This is a genomic window from Natrinema salaciae (assembly GCF_900110865.1).
Taxonomy (GTDB): domain Archaea; phylum Halobacteriota; class Halobacteria; order Halobacteriales; family Natrialbaceae; genus Natrinema; species Natrinema salaciae.
The window spans coordinates 1-16,677 of sequence record NZ_FOFD01000003.1; the positions used below are offsets into that span (position 1 = coordinate 1).

A 16,677-nucleotide genomic window follows, 5' to 3' on the forward strand; every position below is an offset into this window, starting at 1 on the left:
GAGACGCCCCGATTATATAAGGGCGTCGTCCTGGACCGCCGAGGGTTCGGCGGGGGTACGACGGGTCCGAGCGCCCTCGAGCGAGGCGGCAGCGGCGTGAGCCGCGGCGGCCCCGGGGAGGGTGGATACAGCGTGGGTCCTCCGTGCCGGGTTGCGGCCGGAGGGAGCGTGGCGGCGAGCGCCACGTCGTTCGCATTCCAATCGAACGCCGGGTTCACATATAAGGCCGTCGGACGAGACCGATATCGGAAACCGATACCATGGCACGATTTTCCACGAGAAGATAGGGTCGATGACACTAATAAATGGACGTGCTGCTCGAGCGCGCCAGCTCGGCGGTTCGAGAATGTCACGCGGGCGGAGGTCGGCCGGTCATCCCACCCTCGAAGGTACGGTCGGGCCGGATGATACCCGCGTGAATTGCACTCGAGCGCGTACGCGCAAGAAGGCTTCGTGTCTCGGGCAGACGACGGGAACGCTGGGAGACGCATCGATGCCGATAAACCACGTGCGTTGTAACAGTGAGACGAATGGTCCGGGACCCGTTCGCTTCGGAGTCGACGCCGTCCGCGGAAGAGATCTGCTCTGCGCTGGACGATCCCGACTGCCGTGAAATTATTCGGCATCTCGAGGAACCGATGACCGCGTCCGAGCTCACGAAGCAGTGTGAGATCCCGCAGTCGACGCTGTACCGGAAACTCGAGTTGTTGACCGAGGCGACGCTACTCGAGGAGTCGACGGAGATTCGACAGGACGGCCATCACGCGAGCAAGTACTCGGTCGCGTTCGACGAAATCACGCTCGGATTAGACGAAGAGCGATCGTTGACGGTCCAGATCGAACGCCCCGCCCGGACCGCGGACGAACGGCTCGCGGAGCTGTGGTCGGAGGTGCGAAAGGAAACATGAATCCATTTCCAGCTGGCTCGGCCGAGATGATGTTCGCGTTGGCTGTCGTCAAAACGCTCGTCCTCGTCGTCGGGGGCGTCATCACGTATTTCGCGTTCAAAGCGTACCGTCGGACGCGACAGCGAGCGTTGGGTTATCTCACGGCCGGATTCGGTCTCGTCACGCTCGGGCTGGTGCTCGCCGGTATGTTGTACGAGCTACTCGGTGTCGAACTCGCGACGGGAATCCTGCTCGAGAGCCTGCTCGTGTTGGCCGGCTTTCTCGTGATCGCGTACTCGCTGTACGTCCAGTGAAACGGCGAAAACCGGCTATCGACCATCGGCGTGACGCGGTCGGCCGAAACGCGTTTCGGGCGTACGAGTACGCACCGGAGGAGAGTTCTGCGGACGCGATTCCGTGCGATCGTCACCGGTTCAGCGTGTGAATCGCGTGACCGAGCGCGTTTTCGGCGGCTTCCATGACTGCTTCCGAGAGCGTCGGATGGGTGTGGACCGTCGCGGCGACGTCCTCGAGCGTCGCGCCGAGTTCGATAGCGAGGCCGAGTTCGGCGATCAGTTCCGAGGCCTCGGGGCCGACGATCGAGGCACCGAGGACGTAGCCGTCCGCGTCGTCGGCGACGATTTTGACGAAGCCGTCGGAGTCACCGGTCGTCAGCGCGCGGCCGCTGGCGCGGAACGGGAACTGACCGGTCACAGTCTCGAAGCCGGCCTCTTCGGCCTCGGATTCCGTCATGCCGACGGTCCCGATTTCGGGATCGGTGAAGACTGCCGCGGGCATCGCCTGATAGTCGATCGCCGCGGGTTCGCCGGCGATCACTTCGGCGGCGACTTGTCCCTCCGCGCTGCCCTTGTGCGCGAGCATCGGTTCGCCGGCGACGTCGCCGACGGCGAAGATGTGATCGACGTTCGTGCGTGCGCGCGAGTCGGTTTCGATGAACCCGTGGTCGTCCGTCTCGATACCGGCGTCCGACAGGTCGAGCGTGTCCGAGACGGGGTGGCGGCCGACGGCCACGAGCACCTTCTCGGTGTCGAGCACGAGCCGTTCGTCCGCGGCCGTTTCTGCACCGCTCTCGGTTTCACCGCTCGCTTGTTCCGAGGCGCGTGGCGCCTCGTGCCCGCCGTCTGCGGCGGCCTGGTCCGCCGGCTCGGCGACGACGCGAATGCCCTCGCCGTCGCGGTCGTGCCACTCCGAGGCGGTGTACCCGAACTCGAAGTCGACGCCCAGGTCGTTCGCGCGTTTCTTTACCGGGCGTTTGAGGTCGTCGTCGTACCCCGGGAGGATCGAGTCGAGCATCTCGACGACGGTCACGTCGGTCCCCAGTTTGGCGAAGACGCCGGCGAGCTCCATCCCGATGTAGCCGGCACCGACGACGACGAGCGAGTCGGGGACCGACTCGAGCGCGAGCGCCTGCTTCGAGTCGAGGACGGGCTCGTCGGCGAACTCGAAGTTCGGAATCTCGATGGGGCGCGAACCGGTCGCGACGATCGCGTGTTCGAATTCGAGGCTCTCGGAGCCCTGGCCGTCGCCGCTGTGTGAGACGCGGACGGTATTCTCGTCGGCGAAGCGGGCGGTGCCCTCGAGCAGGTTGACCTGATTGGCCTTGCAGAGTTTCTCGACGCCGCTGGTGAGCTGGTCGACGACGCCGTCTTTCCAGTCCATCATCCCTGCGAGGTCGATCGCGGGGTCGGCGTGAATGCCCATCTCCTCGGCGGTGGCGGCCTCGTGGGCGACGTCGGTCGCGGTGATCAGCGCCTTCGATGGGATACAGCCGTAGTTGAGACAGGTGCCGCCGTAGGCGTCCTTCTCGACCAGCGTGACGTCCAGATCGAGCTGTCCCGCGCGAATCGCGGCGACGTAGCCGGCTGGGCCGGCGCCGATAACCAGTACGTCCGTTCCGGTGGTGACGTCTCCGACGACCATCAGTTATCCGCCCCCGTCGTACGCATCGTCCGTGAACTGTGTGTGTTCATGTTCGGTAGAGTTTGGTTCGATCACTCGAGCAATAGTAGGCTGGGGTTCTCGAGGTACTCCATGACGGTGTTCGTAAACTGCGCACCTACCGCGCCGTCGATCAGCCGGTGGTCGAACGACAGCGAGAGCGTCATCACCGAGCGCGGTTCGATCGACTCGGTGCCGTTCTCGTCGGTCACCACGCGCGGTTTGCGTTTGATCTCGCCGATCGCGAGGATCCCCGCCTCGGGGTAGTTGATGATCGGCGTCGCGTACTCGCCGCCGATGCCGCCGACGTTGGTGATCGTAAACGTCGAGCCGCGGAGTTCCCCGGGACTGATCGTTCGGTCGCGGGCCTTCTGGACGACCTCGTTCATCTCCGAGGAGAGCTGGAGCAGCCCTTTCCGATCGGCGTCCTCGACGACCGGGACCATCAGTCCGACGTCGGTCGCGGTCGCGACCCCGATGTTGTAGTAGTCGCGGTAGACGATCTCGTCGTTTTCGTCGTCGATGACCGCGTTCATCTCGGGGTGTTCGTTCAGCGCCGCCACGACGGCCTTCATGATAAACGGCATGTAGGTCAGCCGGATTCCGCGCTCCTCGGCGCGGGGTTTGAGGTCCTCGCGCGCCGCGACGAGGGCCGTGACGTCGACCTCGTCGTGGTGGGTGACGTGGGGGGCGCTGTATTTCGACTCGACCATCGCCTCGGCGATCCGCTTGCGGACGCCCCGGAACGGCTCGCGGCGTTCGCGCTCCCCTTCGGCGAACTCGGCTCCCGTCGCTCCGACGGGCTCGCCCGCCTCGAGCGCTTCCCGGTCCGCCTCCTGGGCTCGCCGCTGGGCCTCGGCGTACTCCCGAACCGCGTCGGGCGTGACGAACGCCTCGCCGTCGCGCTCTTCGGTGGCGGGAACGGCGTCGATGTCGACGCCTTCCTCCTCGGCCACCCGCCGGGTCGCCGGCGCGGCGAGCGTCCTGTCGCGGTCGGCCGACTCGACCTGTGTCGGCGTCTCGGATCGCTGGGTGCTCGAGCCAGGAGTCGTGCTCTCGACGACCGTTTCCTCGGTGGGACCGCCACCCGCGCCTGCCGCTTCGCTCTCGGCGCTCGAGCCGCCCGAATCGGCCGCCGCGCCGCCGGCCGTCGTCCCGTCCGGCTGTGACTCGGCCTGGTCCGTTGCCGCTGCGGTGCCGATTCCTGCCGCTGCCTGCACGTCGGCCGCAGTGATGCGACCGCCGGGGCCGCTGCCCTGAATCGTCGAGAGATCGATTCCTCGCTCGCGGGCCATGCGGCGCACGCGCGGCGGTGCGAAGATTCGATCTTCGGGCGGCGCGACGTCCTCGGTATCGGCCCCGGTCGCGCCGGGACTGCCGGCGGGTTCACCGCCCTCGGCCGGCTGTTCGGCCGCCTCGCTCGCCGCGTCGCCGGTCGCGCTTTCCGAAGTGCGTGACACCTCGCTCTCCTCCCCCGCCACGTCGAACGAGATAATCACCGTCCCGACGGGGACGATTTCGCCCTCCTCGACGTGTAACTCGCGAACGGTACCGTCGACCGGCGCGGGGACCTCCACGAGCGCCTTGTCCGTCTCGACCTCCGCGACCGGCTGGTCCTCGGAGACCGTGTCGCCCGCGGCGACCAGCCACGAGACCAGTTCGCCCTCCGCGACGCCCTCGCCGACGTCCGGTAATTCGAACTCTCGGACCATGTTAGAACTCCACGGCGTCTCGAATGCCGTCCTCGATGCGCGCCGGTTCGGGCAGGTAGTAGTCCTCGAGCGCGTACAGCGGGAACGGCGTGTCGAACCCCGTGATGCGCTGTACCGGCGCTTCCTGATACAGCAGCGCTTCCTCCTGTAAGGTCGCGGTGATCTCGGCCCCGAGGCCGCCCGTTTTGGGTGCCTCGTGGACGACTGCGGCGCGGCCCGTCTTCTCGAAGGAGTCGACGATCGTCTCCTCGTCCAGCGGCGACACGGTTCGCAGATCGACGACCTCCGCGTCGATGCCCTCCTCGGCGAGGTTCTCGGCCGCCTCGAGGGTCGGCCGGGTCATCGCACCCCACGTGAAGACCGAGATGTCGGTTCCCTCGCGACGAACGGCGGCCTCGCCGATCGGCACCTCGTACGATTCCCGAGGCACGTCCTCGCGGAACGCCCGGTAGATGAGCTTCGGCTCGAGGAAGACCACCGGATCGGGGCTCCGGATCGCGCTGGTTAGCAGTCCCTTGGTGTCGTAGGGGGTCGACGGGATGACGACCTTGAGCCCGGGCTGGTGGACGAACATCGCCTCCGTCGACTCGGAGTGGTGTTCCGGCGCGCGGATACCGCCGCCGTAGGGGGCCCGAATGACCATGGGACACGTGAATCGCCCTCGCGAGCGCGTCCGCAAGCGCGCCGCGTGCGAAACAATCTGATCGAATGCAGGATAGATGAACCCCAGGAACTGGATCTCGGGCACTGGCCGCATCCCATAGGCAGCCATCCCGATCGCCGTCCCGACGATCCCCGACTCCGCGAGCGGGGTGTCGACGACGCGGTCCTCGCCGAACTCGTCGTAGAGTCCCTCGGTCGCGCGGAAGACGCCGCCGTTCTTGCCGACGTCTTCGCCCATGACGATCACGTCGTCGTCTCGCTCCATCTCGGTGTGTAATCCGTCCTGTACCGCCTGTACCAGCGTGAGATTGTCTGATTCTGATTCCGTAGCCATGATATCACTCCAGCAGCGCGTCGTCGCCGTGTTTGTCGCGAACCGATTCGAAATATTCGAGCTGCCGTTGTAACCGACGGGGCATCCCCTCGTAAACGTGTGCGAAAATTTCCTCGGGATCGGGCCGTTCGAACGACTCGGCGGACTCGATCGCGTCGGCGACGTCGTCCTCGATCCGCGCTTCGATGGCGTCGACCCGTTCGTCGTCGAGGATTCCGTTCGACCGGAGGTACGTCTCGAGGCGCGGAATCGGATCCTTCTGCTTCCAGCGTTCGACCTCGTCGTCGGTCCGGTAGACCGAGGGGTCGTCCGCGGTCGTGTGAGCACCGAACCGGTACTGGACGGCCTCGATGAGCGTCGGCCGCAGTTCGTCCTCGTCGGGGTCTTTGGCCTTCGCGATCGCATCGCGGGTGACCTTGTACACCGCGAGCGGATCCATGCCGTCGACCTGTACGCCCTCGAAACCGTAGGCGGTAGCCTTCTGGGCGAGGGTCGCGCTGGCCGTCTGGCGTTCGCGCGGGACGGAGATGGCCCACTGGTTGTTGTTACAGAAGAAGACGTTCGGCGTGTCGAACACGCCCGCGAAGTTCAGGCCTTCGTGGAAGTCGCCTTCGGAGGTCGCGCCGTCGCCGAAGTAACAGACGAACGCCCGTTCTTCGTCGCGAAGCTTCGAGGCCCAGGCCGCGCCGGTCGCGTGCGGGATCTGGGTCGCGATGGGGACGGCGACCGAGAAGATGTTGACGTCCTCGGGGACGTAATTGCCCCGTTCGTGCCCCATCCAGTAGAGCAGCGTCCGCTCGAGCGAGAGCCCTCGAACGAGCCCGACGCCGTGTTCGCGGTAACTGGGGAAGACCCAGTCATCCTCGGCCAGCGCGTGGGCGCTGCCGACCTGTGCGCCCTCCTGTCCCGACAGCGGCGGATAGGTTCCCATCCGTCCCTGCCGCTGGAGGCTGACGGCTCGCTCGTCGAACCGGCGAACGAGCCGCATCTGCTCGTACATCTCGACGAGGCGGTCCTCGGAGAGGTCGGGGACCTCGGCACCCTCTCGGACCCGACCGGCTTCGTCAAGTATCTGTACTCGCTCCTGCGGATCGCGCTGTAACGTACTCACGGGAAGACCCACCTGTACATACTCGGGGTAACTATCGCTCAGGGTAAAGGAGTTTCCCAAATAGTTTACTATCAGTGAGATTCTTGCCAGACGCCCGAAAAACCACTGTACGACGGGGGACAGAGATGGACAGGGATGAGACAAAATGGTCATTTCTTTTGTTTCGTTCGATTCTGCCCTCGAGTGACGGGGTGGAGTGGACGAACTCACAGTTCGATCGGACCGGCGGCTCAGCGACCGAGAATGGGGCCGAGGAATCGGCTGTGCGTGTCGACTGCTCAGGATTCGGTCTGTCGGGGCTGGGATCGGCGCGCGTCGGCCCTCGCCGCCGCGACGCTCTTGCCCTCGCGGAGGACGGCGTCGACGAACAGTTCGCCCGCCTTGTACGACGAGCGTACCATCGGCCCGCTCGCACAGTACAGGAACCCGAGTTCCTCCTCGGCGACCCGTCGCCACGTCTCGTACTTGTCCGGCGGATCGTACCGCTGTACCTCGAGGTGGTCCCGCGAGGGCCGCAGGTACTGGCCCAGCGTGACGATGTCGACGCCGCGCTCGCGCAGGTCGGCCAGCGTCTGGTAGACCTCGTGGTCGTACTCGCCGTGGCCGAGCATGATCGACGTCTTCGTGTAGATATCCGATTCGCGCTCGACCTGCTCGAGGACCGAGAGGCTCTGCTCGTAGCCGGCCCGTCGGTCCCGGACGGGATACTGCAGGCGATCGACGGTCTCGACGTTGTGAGCGATCACGTCCGGTTCGGCGTCGATGATCTGCCGGACGAGCCGTTCCTCGCCCCGGAAGTCGGGGATCAGTACTTCGACGAGGATGCCCGGATGGCGGGCCTTGATCTCGCGGATCGTCTCGGCGAAGTGGCCCGCCCCCTGATCGGGGAGGTCGTCGCGGTCGACGCTGGTGAGGACGACGTAGTCGAGGCCGATTTCGGCGATGGCGCTCGCGACGTTTTCGGGTTCGTCGGGATCGAGGGGTTCCATCCCGCCGGTTTGCACGTCGCAGAAGTTACAGGCTCGAGAGCAGCGGTCGCCCATCAGCATGAAGGTGGCCGTTCCCCCGCCGTCCCCCGACCCTGCGTTTCCGTCGGGGCCGGCTCGTCCCGACCAACACTCGCCCAGATTGGGACAGTTGGCCTCCTCACAGACGGTGTGCAGGTCGTGCTCCCGCAGCGTCTCTCGGATGCCGGCGAACTCCTGTCCCGACGGCGGGCGGCTCTTCAGCCAATCGGGCTTTCGCGCGCGGCTCATACCCCATCATGGGGCCGGACGGTGAAAAACCGTGGTGATCACTCGGTTCCAGGCCGCGGCGTTGGTATCGGGCATCGAATCGCTCGAATAGACGGCTCGTCGGCGTTAACCGGTCCATTCCCCCGATAGCTTTACGGGCAGGTGTGGAATAGGCGCGGCCGATGGCCTTCGGCTCGACCCCCGACTGGTTTCACATCAGCGACGACGAGAGCATCGTCTGGGAGAGCCGCCCCCATCCGATCACGATGGGGTCCGGACTGCCAGTCGGGATCGGACTGGCGATCGTGGGCTTTCTCGTCGCCGGGTGGAGCGGAACCGACGGCGTCGGCATCCTGACGATACTGGGCGTCCTGCTGACGGTCGTCGGTGCGGCCGTTGCGCTCGTCCGCTACCTCGTCTGGACGAACACTCGCTACGTCATCACCTCCTCGGAGCTCTACAAGAAACGGGGGATCGTCTCGAGGGACGTCACCCAGTTTCGCCTCGACCGCGTCCAGAACATCAGCTTGCGCCAGTCCGGGGTCGGCCGCCTGCTCGGCTACGGCAATCTGACCGTCTACACCGCCGGCTCCGGCGATCCGGAGCTGGTCTTCGAGCGCGTCCCCCAGCCCGACCGGGCCAGCAGCCGGCTCAGCGACCAGCTCGAGGACGTGGCGACCGACGAGGCGGCCGTCTGAGCGACCAGTGGCGGACTCGAGTTCTCAGCCCGTCGAACGAGCCACTCGACAGTGAATCGATTCTCGAACAGTCGGCGGAGACTCAAACCACAAGATCCATTATATCAACGCACATCTAGGTTCTCCACAATGTCTTCACAGTTGGCAAGGTCCGAAGAGAGTGCAGTACCGGGTGGCTCGAGAGTCGCGGCGGGTGCGGGGCTCGGCGTCTTCGCCGCCGTGATCGGTTATCTACTTACGTACCTCCTGATCAGCGGCGAGGTTCGCGAGACCATCAGTGAGAGCGTTGCCGAATGGAAGGCTGTAGCCTGGTACTTTTACAACGCCCACATGGTCGACATCCAGAGCAGCGGTAGTTTCGGACCGTTCGGCGGGACGGGCACCGTGAACTTCATCACCGAGTCGAGTAGTTCGACCGCGGGGGTACTGTACATCCTGCCGCCGCTTGCGTTGCTCGCAGTCGGCGCGTTCTTGGCCCTCCGGTGGAACGCGACCGACCTCGGCGAGGCCATCATCGCCGGGACACCGGTGACGATCGGGTACGGGCTAGTCATGGGCGTCGGTGCCATCGTCACCGAATCCAGCGCGGAATGGTCCACCTTCGGAATCGAAGGCAGCAGTTCGACCGCACCGGTACTCGTGCCCGCGGTTTTGCTCGGTGGGATCATCTACCCGCTGGTGTTCAGCAACGCCGGGGCTGTGATCGCCACCGCCATCAACGGACGGTAGCTACTGCGACTCGAAGGAAACGCCTTTGACCCGCCACCCCCCGTTTCCGTGTGATGGAGGTCGCCGAGGTTCTCCCCGAATTCGCCGACGCCTTCGCCTTCGAGGAGTTCAACCGGATGCAACGCGAGGCACTGCCCGCATTACTCGAGTCCGAGGACAACGTGGTCGCGAGCGCGCCGACCGCCTCGGGGAAGACGGCGCTCGCGGAGCTGGCGATCTGTAAGTCGCTCGCCGACGGGGGAACGGCGCTGTTTATCGCCCCGATGCGAGCGCTCACGAACGAGAAGGAAGACGACTGGGATCGGTTCGAGGAGCTGGAGTACTCGATCTACGTCGTCACCGGCGAGCGCGACCTGAACCCGCGGCGCGCGCGCCGGGCGGACATCCTCGTGATGACCCCCGAAAAGCTCGACTCGGCGACCCGCAAACACGATTCGCGACGGTACGACTTCGTCACCGACGTCGACGTCTGCGTCATCGACGAGGTTCACCTGCTGGATGCCGACCGGCGAGGATCGGTGCTCGAGGTAACGATCTCCCGCCTGCGTCGGCTCTGTGACCCACGCATCGTCGCGCTCTCGGCGACGATGCCGAACGTCGACGACGTGGCGGCGTGGCTGGACGCCCCGGCGGAAACGACCTTCGAGTTCGGCGAGGAGTACCGACCCGTCGAACTCAACGCCGGCGTCAAGACCTACACCCACGGCGACAACTCCTTCGCCGACAAGTACCGCCGCCTCTACCGGGCGCTGGACCTCGCAGAGCCGCATCTCCGGGAGGACGGCCAGTCGCTGGTGTTCGTCTCCTCTCGACAGGACACCGTCCAGGCCGCCAAGAAGGCCCGCGACGAGATCGCCGAGCGCGACATTCCGATGGGCGCTCGCGGCGACTACGATTTCCACACCGACTCGACGGAACTCGAGGACTCGACGCTCCGCAAGTCGGTGCTCGACGGCGTCGCCTTCCACCACGCCGGGCTCTCGAAGAACGACCGCGACCTCGTCGAGAAGTGGTTCAAGGCCGGCCACATCGAGCTCCTCTTCTCGACCTCGACGCTGGCCTGGGGTGTCAACCTGCCCGCCCGCTGCGTCGTGATCCGGGACACGAAGCACCACGATCCGCTCGAGGGCGAAGTCGACATGAGCCCCCTCGACGTGCTCCAGATGCTCGGCCGCGCCGGCCGCCCGGGGTACGACGACGTCGGCTACGGCTGGGTCGTCTGCGATTCGTCGGAGGCGGACAAGTACCGCGGGCTGCTCCGCGACGGGAAGGAGATCGAGTCTCGGCTGGCCGAGAGCCTCGAGACCCACCTCAACGCCGAGATCGCGATGGGGACGATCACCGATCTCGACGACGTGATGGACTGGCTCGAGACGACCTTCTACTACGTCCGCGGGCAGTCCAAGCCCGACGAGTACGACTTCCCGAACCTCACACAGCGGGTTCGGGACTGCCTCGAGGGACTGGTCGACCGCGGGTTCGTCGAGACCGGCGACGATCTCTCGATCGAGGCGACGCCGCGGGGCGTGTTGACCTCGAAGTACTACCTTCGACTCGACACGGCGGCCCGCTTCGCAGCGCTTTGCGACCGCGTCGCCGGCGACGACGGAACCGGCGGGGGCGACGAGCCGACGACCGGCGATATCCTCAGGGCCGTCGCGACCGCCGAGGAGTTCGACTCCGTGTCGGCCCGGCAGGACGAACGCGACGCGATCGACGCGGTTCTGGTCGGCGAGGACACCGAGGCGCTCGAGGCGGGCCAGCGGAAGGTGCTCGCGATCCTTCGCAGTGCGGCCAGCGGGACGACCCCGTCTGAACTCCGCAGCGACGCGTGGGTCATTCGCCGGAACGCGACGCGGCTCGTCTCGGCGCTCGGGGCCTTCCTCGATCGGTTCGTCGGCCCCCACGCCGCGAACCTCGCGCGTCGGGTCGAGGCCCGTATCGAGAACGGCGTCGCCGAGGACGCGGTCGGGCTGACCGCCATCGACGGCGTCGCGTCGGGTCGAGCGAGCAAACTCGCGAAGGAGGGGCTGTCGACCCCCGGCGACGTCGTCGACGCGGGCGTCGACGGACTCGTCGACGCCGGCCTCTCCGAGGGCGTCGCCGAGCGCATCCGTGAGGGAGCCGGGTCGCTCCCCGCGGTCGAAATCGAGTGGGGCCGGTTTCCCGAGACCGTCGCGACGGGCGAGAACGAGGTCTGCGAGGTCACGGTCCGAAACGTCGGCGAACCCGCCCGCGCCGGCGTTCGGGTGACGGTCAACGGCGTGGAGATGACGAGCACGAGCAGCTACCTCCGCGACGCGGAGACCGTCCCGGTCGGCGTCTTCGGCGCGGACGCCGAGGAACTCGAGTTCACCGTCAGCGTGGCCTTTCCCGAGGAGCCGCTGCTGCCGATCGAGGCGAGCCGGACGGTCGACGTGCGATAGCGTCGACCCGCTCGAGCAGTTACGCGACGCCGTCGGCCGTTCGTCGAAGTGCGTTTCGCCGAGAGCCCGGGAGACGGGGCCGTCGGTCACGGCGTCCCCGCGGGCGGTCTTCTTCGGCAGCGCGATGCCGCTACGCTCGGTCCGTCAGTGCGAGCACCCGCTCCCGAAGCTCGGCCGGCGAATCGACCACCTCGTCCGCGGACGAGCGATCGATGTCGCCGTGGGCTGCGATCCGATACGCGACGACGATCGTCCCCGCTCGAGCGGCCGCCTCGATCCCGTTTGCCGAGTCTTCGACGACCACACACTCCGCCGCCGGGACCCCGACTTCGTCGGCCGCGTACTCGAAGACGTCCGGCTCCGGCTTGCTCGCCGCGTCGATATCGTCGGCGCTGACGACGCGCTCGAACTCGCCCTCGAGGTCGAAGCGCTCGAGTACCATGCCGATCCAGTCGTGGGGCGACGAGGAGACCAGCGCCGCGGGGACGCCGCGCTCGTCCAGTTCGGAGAGGAGGTCGCGGAGGCCGTCCAGTAGCTCGACGCGTTCGGTGTAGATCTCCTCGGCGGCCTCGTTGAACCGCTGCACGAATTCGTCGCGAGAGATGGCAGTTCCGTACGCCGCGTCGAGGTAGTCGTAGATCTCGCGGAAGTTCATTCCGCTCGTCTCGGCGAGATCGACGTCCGCGTCGGGGACCGTGGCGGGAAAGATCTCCTCGCGTTCGACGTCGACCCAGTAGTCTTCGCTGTCGACCAGCACGCCGTCCATATCGAACAACACAGCAGGCATGTACGACGGGGTATTCGATCGCTCCCTATAGCCGTTTGGCACGCGCGGGAGATCAGTCGACGACCGCGCCGCGCCGTTCGTGTTCCATCTCCGTCTCGACCGCCGCGGCGACCGCCGCGCCGAACTCGCGCTCGAGGAACCACAGCGCCAGGTCGAGCCCCGCGGTGACGCCGCCGGCGGTGAGAACGTCGCCGTCGTCGACCACGCGCGCGTCGATTACGTCCGCCGCGTGGGCCTCGAGATCGTCGACGGCGACCTGGTGGGTGATCGCCGGTCGCCCCTCGAGCAGGCCGCCCGCCGCCAGCACCATCGCACCGGTACAGACGGAGGCGACGGTCGCGCCGGCCGCGGATCGCTCGCCGACGGCGTCGGGCAGCGTCCCCTCGTCGACGACCGCCCGGACGCCGCCCGCGGTCGTCCAGCCCCCGCCGGGAACGAGCAACAGGTCCGGCTCCCCGAGGGTCCCGTCCGGTTCGACGCGGAGTCCGTGACTCGCCGTCACGAGCGCCGTCTCCTCGAGCGTGACCAGCCGGGTTTCGAGGGACGCGCCGGCCTGCGCCCCGTTCTGAAAGACCTCGTAGGGGCCGATGGCGTCGAGTTCGTCGAAGCCGTCGAACAGCACGATTTCCGCGAGCAGATCGGCCATAGCCGAGAGTCACCGGCGCTACGGAAATCCGTTGCGTCTCCGGCGACGCGAGACTCGAGTCGTCGCGTCGTCGACGCGCACCCTGCCGTTCGGTCGGCGTCGTCGTCGTGTCGCGGTCCGCCGGCAGACGGAGATCCGAGCCCGTTCGATCCGCGTTGAACGGGTCACAAACCGACGAAAACGCGGTTCAAACGGCCTCAAACACTCGAAAACCGCGTTCACGAGAGTGCCCCTTCAAATGGCTCGACCGACCGAGAGTGGGATGCGAGCTATGAAACGAACAACGCTCATCGCAGTCGCACTCGCAGTACTGATCGCGGCGACCGGTTTCGCCGCCGCAGCACCCGGAAACGCACCCGTGTCCGTGGACACTGGCGCGGATAGTACCGACGAACAGCACACGAACGAACGCGGTGACGACGAGCGAAGCGAGAACGGAGCCGCTGTTGGCAGCGCCGCCGACGAACGCGACGGGCAGGGTCCGACCGTCGACCTCCCGGATCAGGCCCCAGATCACGTCTCGGCGATCCACGAGCGGATTTCGTCGTTCCTGAGCGGGGACCTCGAGGGATCGCTCGGCAACGCGATCGGCGAGGTGACGCCGGGTGACGACGAGGAACCCGACGAGGCTGACGACACCGAGGACGAGTCCCAGGAGACCGACGACGAGGGGGCCGACGACGATCACGACGAGTCGGACGACGGCGACGAATAAGCCGCTGCACGACTGCACCATCCCATGCCGCCGCTCGCACCACCAGCGCCGCTCGGTCTCGAGGACCGACTGCTGGCGTTCGCCGTGAGCCTGCTGGTCGGCGGTGCCGCTCTCCACGCCGGCACCCACGTCGTCGCGGACGCCCGCGACTACGGCCACGCGGTGCTGACCGCGCTGCTCGGCGCACTGGTCTGGGCCGTCCTCGAGCCGATCCCGTTGTTCGGCGGGCTGCTGGCGATCGCGGCGTGGGTCGCGGTCGTCAAGCGGCGCTACCGGCTCGGCTGGCGACGGTCCGCCGGCGTCGGCGTCGCCGCCTGGGCCGCCACAGTGGTCGTCCTCGCGGCGCTCGAGCTAGTCGGTATCGGTTCGGTCTCGGCGCTCGGCGTGCCGGGTACCTGAGTTGTCCCCGTTGACACCCCCTGTCGGCCCTCCCTCCCGGTTCCTCCCTTGCCGACCCGAGCGACAGTGAGACGACTCCGTCGGCGGTCGCTCCTGCTGTTCGGTCGTCCCGTTCTACGGACCGGCTTTCTGCGTGAGGCTGGGTCGCGAAACCACCACGATACCGACGGATCGGACGGTGGCACGCGACCGACGCGTCCCGCTCGAGTCGTCCGCGGTGTTCTCCGGTCGCCGGGGACTGGGGACGGACGTTCGGGCGCACTTTTCCGAGGGTGGCGCGGGCCAAACAGTATCTAGTAGTGATTTCGTATTGATGCGATTTTCCCGACACCGGTCTCGTCGGTGCAGTAACGGCCGGTAGCACCGGAGATCCGACTTCCGCATGCTTTAACAGAGGTGAGAAGTACCGACTGGTATGAACGGTCGCGTCGGCGTGACGATCCTCCTGGTCGCGCTCCTGCTCACCGGAACGGGACCGGTCGTCGCCGCTACAGCCGTGGACGGCGGGCAGCCGCAGTCGGAGCCGTTCGCGGTCCAGCAAGACCGGATCGACGCGGACGAGGTCCGAATGGACGTCGCTGTCCGACCGAACGGGACCGCAGCGTGGACCCTCGAGTTCTGGGTTCGGCTCGACGACAACGAGAGCGAGACGGCTTTCGAGTCGCTGCGGGACGACATCCGAGCGGACCCGGCGAATCACACACAGTCCTTCGCCGATCGAATGACCGACACGGTCACCGCGGCGAGCGACGCGACGGGTCGGGAGATGGCCGCCGACGAGTTCAGCGTGACGACCGAGCGCCAGTCGTTCGGCCGCGAGTACGGCGTGGTCAGATACGCGTTCCGCTGGCACGGATTTGCCGCCGTCGACGGCGACGAACTCCGCGCAGGCGATGCGATCGAAGGGATCTACCTCGACGACGGGACGCGATTACTGATCGAGTGGCCGGACGGATACGAACCGACCTCGATCGCACCCGACCCGGACGACGAACGCGATCACGCGGTGATCTGGCGGGGTGACGAGACCGACTTCGTCTCCGGCGAGCCTCGGGTCGTCGTCACTGCCGCCGGAAGCGGGTTCAGTACGGCGATGATCGCGGGGATCGCGGTCGGCGTGGTCGGACTCGGCGTCGCCGGCGCGTGGTGGTACCGCAACCGAGAGCCGGCGAGTCGAGCGACCGGAGATAACGGGGCGGCCACGTCCGATTCCGGACCCGAGCCGGACCCTCGTTCGGACGCCGGGGCGGCGGGAACGTCCGACGAATCGGCGAACTCGAGCGCGACGGAGGGGCCGGACCCCGAACTCCTCACCAACGAAGAGCAGGTCCTTCGCCTCGTCAGAGACCGCGGCGGCCGGATGAAACAGCAGGCGGTCGTCGAGGAACTCGGCTGGACCGACGCGAAGACCAGCAAGGTCGTCACCGGGCTCCGCGAGGAGGGCGCGCTCGAGTCGTTCCGGCTCGGTCGCGAGAACGTGCTCTCGCTTCCCGATGCGGAGGAGGAGGAAGGGAACGAGACCGAACGAGAGACCTGACTCGGAGAAACCAGCCGAAACCGACGGACGGCGACGGATCGAAAACCGCGTTGAATCGCGTTAACCGTCGGTGAACCCAAGTCATCGTCTCGAGCACCTATCACCGACCGACGCAATCTATCACCAATGAATCGAACTACGTCGATGACGCTGGCAGCGGTACTGGTCGTCGCGACGGTCGCGATGCCCCTCGCTGCGGCGAGCGTCGTCTCGAGCGGGAGCGGACAGGACGGCTCCGACGCCGAGACGGGACCCGAATCGATCGCACCCGGCGAACGGTTCGTCGCCGCCGTCGGCGTCCAGAACGCCGAGATCGAGGGCGACGTCGCCGAGCGAGCCTTCGACGTCAGGCTCTCGAACGCCGACTCGAACGAGACGAAAGCGGCCGTCATCGCAACGCAACACGAGGAGAGCGAGGCGCGCCTCGCCGACCTCGAGGAGCGACTCGAGGCGGTGAACGAGTCCCGCGAGGCCGACGAGATCAGCGACGGTCGCTATCGCGCGGAGGTCGCGAAAACGGTCGCCGAGATGCGAAGCGTCGAACGACGGGCCGCGGCGGCCGAGACCGCCGCAGTCGGAATCCCCGCGGACGTGCTCGCCGACCGCGGCGTCGACCTCGAGTCGATTCGAACGCTTCGAGAGCGCGCTGGCGAACTCGGCGGTCCCGACACGGCGGCGGTCGCTCGCTCGATCGCCGGCGACGATGTCGGCCGATCGATGAGCGACGACCGCGCACCCGGCGGGTCTGACGGGAGTGCGAACGCGTCCCGATCCACCGAGCGAACGGCCGACGGAAACGAGAGTCGAGAAGCGACGAACGAGAACTGAGGAGCGACCGC

At 66.9% G+C, this 16,677-nt stretch carries 16 protein-coding genes; 9 read left to right on the forward strand and 7 right to left on the reverse strand.

All coding sequences use genetic code 11. The annotated features are described in order from the left end of the window. Positions 1-530 precede the first annotated feature (530 nt). Positions 531-908: a winged helix-turn-helix domain-containing protein gene (locus tag BMX07_RS09565; RefSeq protein ID WP_090617250.1), complete on the forward strand. Its 378-nt coding sequence runs from the start codon at positions 531-533 to the stop codon at positions 906-908. Continuing rightward, positions 905-1,201, forward strand: a complete 297-nt coding sequence (locus BMX07_RS09570) for a DUF7521 family protein (RefSeq protein WP_090617252.1) — start codon at positions 905-907, stop codon at positions 1,199-1,201. Before BMX07_RS09565 ends, BMX07_RS09570 begins: the two co-directional genes overlap by 4 nt. Before the next feature lie 112 nt (positions 1,202-1,313). On the opposite strand, the gene BMX07_RS09575 is transcribed toward BMX07_RS09570, so the two are convergent. From BMX07_RS09575 to lipA, 5 genes are all read right to left on the reverse strand, one after another. Continuing rightward, positions 1,314-2,828, reverse strand: a complete 1,515-nt coding sequence (locus BMX07_RS09575) for a dihydrolipoyl dehydrogenase family protein (RefSeq protein ID WP_090617254.1) — start codon at positions 2,826-2,828, stop codon at positions 1,314-1,316. A 71-nt stretch (positions 2,829-2,899) separates the two neighbouring features. Then, positions 2,900-4,558 carry a dihydrolipoamide acetyltransferase family protein gene (locus tag BMX07_RS09580; protein ID WP_090617256.1) on the reverse strand — a complete coding sequence of 553 codons (1,659 nt, stop codon included), beginning with the start codon at positions 4,556-4,558 and terminating at the stop codon, positions 2,900-2,902. 1 nt (position 4,559) lies between these two features. Then, on the reverse strand, positions 4,560-5,555 hold the full coding sequence (locus BMX07_RS09585) for an alpha-ketoacid dehydrogenase subunit beta (RefSeq protein WP_090617258.1): 996 nt from the start codon (positions 5,553-5,555) through the stop codon (positions 4,560-4,562). Between the two features lie 4 nt (positions 5,556-5,559). Continuing rightward, positions 5,560-6,666, reverse strand: coding sequence for a pyruvate dehydrogenase (acetyl-transferring) E1 component subunit alpha (gene pdhA / locus BMX07_RS09590; RefSeq protein ID WP_090617259.1), 1,107 nt, complete (start codon positions 6,664-6,666; stop codon positions 5,560-5,562). A 278-nt stretch (positions 6,667-6,944) separates the two neighbouring features. Next, positions 6,945-7,922, reverse strand: coding sequence for a lipoyl synthase (gene lipA, locus BMX07_RS09595; RefSeq protein WP_090617260.1), 978 nt, complete (start codon positions 7,920-7,922; stop codon positions 6,945-6,947). A gap of 161 nt (positions 7,923-8,083) precedes the next feature. On the opposite strand from lipA, the gene BMX07_RS09600 reads away from it, so the two are divergent. From BMX07_RS09600 to BMX07_RS09610, 3 genes are all read left to right on the forward strand, one after another. Beyond that, the gene (locus BMX07_RS09600; RefSeq protein ID WP_090617261.1) at positions 8,084-8,599 is read left to right on the forward strand and encodes a PH domain-containing protein; all 516 of its coding nucleotides are present in this window, start codon (positions 8,084-8,086) and stop codon (positions 8,597-8,599) included. Between the two features lie 129 nt (positions 8,600-8,728). Then, on the forward strand, positions 8,729-9,328 hold the full coding sequence (locus BMX07_RS09605; RefSeq protein WP_090617263.1) for a DUF7978 family protein: 600 nt from the start codon (positions 8,729-8,731) through the stop codon (positions 9,326-9,328). 53 nt (positions 9,329-9,381) lie between these two features. Further along, complete coding sequence (locus tag BMX07_RS09610) at positions 9,382-11,754, forward strand: DEAD/DEAH box helicase (protein WP_090617264.1); 2,373 nt, start codon at positions 9,382-9,384, stop codon at positions 11,752-11,754. 130 nt (positions 11,755-11,884) lie between these two features. On the opposite strand, the gene BMX07_RS09615 is transcribed toward BMX07_RS09610, so the two are convergent. Both BMX07_RS09615 and BMX07_RS09620 read right to left on the reverse strand, forming a co-directional pair. Further along, positions 11,885-12,541 (reverse strand): HAD family hydrolase, encoded by a 657-nt coding sequence (locus tag BMX07_RS09615; RefSeq protein WP_090617266.1) that lies wholly within the window; start codon positions 12,539-12,541, stop codon positions 11,885-11,887. Positions 12,542-12,593: 52 nt separating this feature from the next. Then, a complete protein-coding gene (locus tag BMX07_RS09620; protein WP_090617268.1) occupies positions 12,594-13,187 on the reverse strand; it encodes a DJ-1/PfpI family protein in 594 nt (197 codons plus the stop codon). Between the two features lie 271 nt (positions 13,188-13,458). Here BMX07_RS09620 and BMX07_RS09625 point away from each other — a divergent pair, with 271 nt between their 5' ends. The 4 genes from BMX07_RS09625 (at position 13,459) to BMX07_RS09640 (ending at position 16,666) form a co-directional block, all read left to right on the forward strand. Beyond that, positions 13,459-13,902: a hypothetical protein gene (locus BMX07_RS09625; protein WP_090617270.1), complete on the forward strand. Its 444-nt coding sequence runs from the start codon at positions 13,459-13,461 to the stop codon at positions 13,900-13,902. Between the two features lie 24 nt (positions 13,903-13,926). Next, a complete protein-coding gene (locus BMX07_RS09630; protein WP_090617271.1) occupies positions 13,927-14,301 on the forward strand; it encodes a hypothetical protein in 375 nt (124 codons plus the stop codon). 415 nt (positions 14,302-14,716) lie between these two features. After that, on the forward strand, positions 14,717-15,838 hold the full coding sequence (locus BMX07_RS09635; RefSeq protein ID WP_090617273.1) for a helix-turn-helix transcriptional regulator: 1,122 nt from the start codon (positions 14,717-14,719) through the stop codon (positions 15,836-15,838). A 126-nt stretch (positions 15,839-15,964) separates the two neighbouring features. After that, complete coding sequence (locus BMX07_RS09640) at positions 15,965-16,666, forward strand: hypothetical protein (protein WP_090617274.1); 702 nt, start codon at positions 15,965-15,967, stop codon at positions 16,664-16,666. The last annotated feature ends 11 nt before the right edge of the window (positions 16,667-16,677 follow it).

Bases quoted from the DNA above. Each gene is read 5' to 3' on its own strand.
- BMX07_RS09565 (WP_090617250.1), top strand. From the start codon at position 531: ATGGTCCGGGACCCGTTCGCTTCGGAGTCGACGCCGTCCGCGGAAGAG.
- BMX07_RS09570 (WP_090617252.1), top strand. From the start codon at position 905: ATGAATCCATTTCCAGCTGGCTCGGCCGAGATGATGTTCGCGTTGGCT.
- BMX07_RS09575 (WP_090617254.1), bottom strand. From the start codon at position 2,828: ATGGTCGTCGGAGACGTCACCACCGGAACGGACGTACTGGTTATCGGC.
- BMX07_RS09580 (WP_090617256.1), bottom strand. From the start codon at position 4,558: ATGGTCCGAGAGTTCGAATTACCGGACGTCGGCGAGGGCGTCGCGGAG.
- BMX07_RS09585 (WP_090617258.1), bottom strand. From the start codon at position 5,555: ATGGCTACGGAATCAGAATCAGACAATCTCACGCTGGTACAGGCGGTA.
- lipA (WP_090617260.1), bottom strand. From the start codon at position 7,922: ATGAGCCGCGCGCGAAAGCCCGATTGGCTGAAGAGCCGCCCGCCGTCG.
- BMX07_RS09600 (WP_090617261.1), top strand. From the start codon at position 8,084: ATGGCCTTCGGCTCGACCCCCGACTGGTTTCACATCAGCGACGACGAG.
- BMX07_RS09605 (WP_090617263.1), top strand. From the start codon at position 8,729: ATGTCTTCACAGTTGGCAAGGTCCGAAGAGAGTGCAGTACCGGGTGGC.
- BMX07_RS09610 (WP_090617264.1), top strand. From the start codon at position 9,382: ATGGAGGTCGCCGAGGTTCTCCCCGAATTCGCCGACGCCTTCGCCTTC.
- BMX07_RS09615 (WP_090617266.1), bottom strand. From the start codon at position 12,541: ATGCCTGCTGTGTTGTTCGATATGGACGGCGTGCTGGTCGACAGCGAA.
- BMX07_RS09620 (WP_090617268.1), bottom strand. From the start codon at position 13,187: ATGGCCGATCTGCTCGCGGAAATCGTGCTGTTCGACGGCTTCGACGAA.
- BMX07_RS09625 (WP_090617270.1), top strand. From the start codon at position 13,459: ATGAAACGAACAACGCTCATCGCAGTCGCACTCGCAGTACTGATCGCG.
- BMX07_RS09630 (WP_090617271.1), top strand. From the start codon at position 13,927: ATGCCGCCGCTCGCACCACCAGCGCCGCTCGGTCTCGAGGACCGACTG.
- BMX07_RS09635 (WP_090617273.1), top strand. From the start codon at position 14,717: ATGAACGGTCGCGTCGGCGTGACGATCCTCCTGGTCGCGCTCCTGCTC.
- BMX07_RS09640 (WP_090617274.1), top strand. From the start codon at position 15,965: ATGAATCGAACTACGTCGATGACGCTGGCAGCGGTACTGGTCGTCGCG.